At 46.8% G+C, this 801-nt stretch carries 1 protein-coding gene and 1 pseudogene; both read left to right on the top strand.

Annotation, left to right across the window (positions count from 1 at the left end; genetic code table 11):
• The first annotated feature begins 12 nt into the window (after positions 1-12).
• A complete protein-coding gene (locus LGZ99_RS24540; RefSeq protein ID WP_036841064.1) occupies positions 13-600 on the top strand; it encodes a hypothetical protein in 588 nt (195 codons plus the stop codon).
• Positions 572-801, top strand: a pseudogene (locus LGZ99_RS24545) (phage terminase large subunit family protein); the annotation flags it as partial. The gene LGZ99_RS24540 and the pseudogene LGZ99_RS24545, both read left to right, overlap by 29 nt.

Raw genomic sequence — 801 nt, forward strand, 5'->3', positions numbered from 1 at the left:
TAACATTAACAAATGAATCAGTCAGAATTCGCAAAATTACACGGCGTCAGCCGCAAGACAGTAACCCAGTGGAAGGCCCGCGGCTGGCTGGTTCTTAACGGTGATGACATTGATGTAGACGCGTCAAACGCTAACGTCGAACGATATCGAAAATCTGTTACCCGGCCCGATAAAAAAACTACAGGTAACAAACAGGGTAACAAGTCAGGTAACAGATCCCAGGGTAACAAATCTGACAGCGGACGCACGGAGTCACCGACAAAAATTGTTGAGCGGATGATCGCCGAAAATGGCGCAACGATGACACTCGATGAGGCCCGGACGTTAAAAGAAAACTTTCTCGCGTTGCTTACTCAATTAGAGTACGAAATTAAGTCCGGCCAGGTGCTGCCGTATAAAGACATGATTGAGGCTGTCGGGCAAGAGTATTCAAGAATGCGCACTCGCTTAATCGCTATTGCCCCTGAGCATGGTCCTCGTCTACGTGTCTTGGCTTCTACCACTAATGATACTGAGTTTGTTCAAGCACTACAGGAGGTGGTTTACGAGGCGATGGAGGAATTAAGCCTTGATGATAATAAACAACGAGGAGAAAGCTAACGCCTCCGCTTGGCAAAATTTCACACAAGAGTTATGTAAACGTCGTTCTGATATCCGGCCTCCTGAGCCACTTTCACTAAGTGCATGGGCCAATAAATACGCTGTACTGTCAAAAGAAACCAGCGCACAAACGGGAAGATTCCGATCTTTTGCTTATCAAGACGGCATGATGGATGCTATCACAGACCCATCAGTTACCTA

The organism is Photorhabdus temperata (assembly GCF_025384845.1).
Lineage (GTDB): Bacteria > Pseudomonadota > Gammaproteobacteria > Enterobacterales > Enterobacteriaceae > Photorhabdus > Photorhabdus temperata.

Excerpts from the sequence above, each read along its gene's own strand:
- LGZ99_RS24540 (WP_036841064.1), top strand. The coding sequence starts at position 13 with ATGAATCAGTCAGAATTCGCAAAATTACACGGCGTCAGCCGCAAGACA.